This window comes from Roseomonas rosulenta (assembly GCF_016106005.1).
Lineage (GTDB): Bacteria > Pseudomonadota > Alphaproteobacteria > Acetobacterales > Acetobacteraceae > Neoroseomonas > Neoroseomonas rosulenta.
Genome location: NZ_JACADR010000556.1, coordinates 1 through 1,188, shown reverse-complemented (window position 1 = coordinate 1,188; position 1,188 = coordinate 1). Strand labels below are relative to the sequence as shown.

The window sequence follows — 1,188 nt, the reverse complement described above, 5'->3', positions numbered from 1 at the left end:
ATGGCTCACCCCGCTGCATCGGCGCCCGCCGCCGGCCTGCCCGCCGCCGCGGAGGCGGCGTTGCGGCGCCAGGCCGCGGCGCTCGCCCACTACCGACTGGAGGTGCCGCAGGGCCAGAGAATCGGCGCGCTCTGGAACCACGCCCGGCAGCTGATGGAGCGGCTGCCGCCACCGCCGCAGGCGGCGCGGCGCGTGCCGATCCTTGTGCCCTTCGCGCCGCTCGCGGCCTTCGGCGACGCGGGCTCGGCGGCGGGGCTGCTGGCCGCGCCGGAGGAGACGCTCGCGGAGATCCGCGCCGGGCATGGGCTGGTGGTGATCGACTGCGCGCAGGAAGGCCGGGCGCTGATCCCGCGGCATGTCGATTCGCTGCATGCGGCGCTGGGGGCAGCGGGCATCCCGCCGCGGCGCGTGGTCTGGGCGCAGCAGAACCGGCTGCTGGCACCGGCCTACGAGGCCGCCTGCGCGGCGCGGGGCGAGGCGCCGGTGCGCGTGGTGGTGGCGCATGCGCACGCGGCGGCGCTCTGGGCGCGGCTCATGACCGGGCGGCCGCGGATCGGCTGGGGCTTCGGCTTCGCGATCGAACATGACGGGGCGCGCCGGCATCGCTGGGTCTGCCTGAACTACAACCGGCGGCCGCACCGCGCGCTGCTGGTGGCCTGGCTGCTCGGGCGCGCCGAGCCGGGCTTCCTGTCCTTCTCGGTGACACGCGAGACGCATGGGCGCACCGCCGCGCAGCGGCTGCTGGACGGCGCGGCGGAGCTCGACCCAGCCGACCCCGATGGTGCGCGCGCGGCGGTGGCGCGGCTGCTCGCCTCGGGCCTGCACCATGGCAGCGACATCGACGGCTTCGCCCACCCGATCGAGCGCGTCTACAGCCTGCCCGCCGCGGAGGTGGCGGCCGCCGAGCTGTTCATCGTGACCGAGACCGAGATGTCCGGCCCCGGCCTGCTGCGCTGGACCGAGAAGACGCTGAAGGCGATCGCGACCGGGCTGCCCTTCGTGGTATTCGGCAATGCCGGCGTGGTGGCGGCGCTGGAGGGGCTGGGCTTCGACATGCTGCGCGACATGGTGGACCACGGCTACGATGCCGAGGCGGACCCGGCGCACCGCTTCGCCGCGGCGCGCGCGGCGGTGGCGCGCTTCCTCGCGCGGCCGCCAGGCTTCACGCCGGGCGAGATGGCGCGGCTG

General features: G+C 76.3%; 1 protein-coding gene. It reads left to right on the top strand.

Features of this window, described 5'->3' with window-relative positions:
* On the top strand, positions 1-1,188 hold a 1,188-nt coding region (locus HW578_RS26815), incomplete at both ends, for a hypothetical protein (protein ID WP_198373742.1).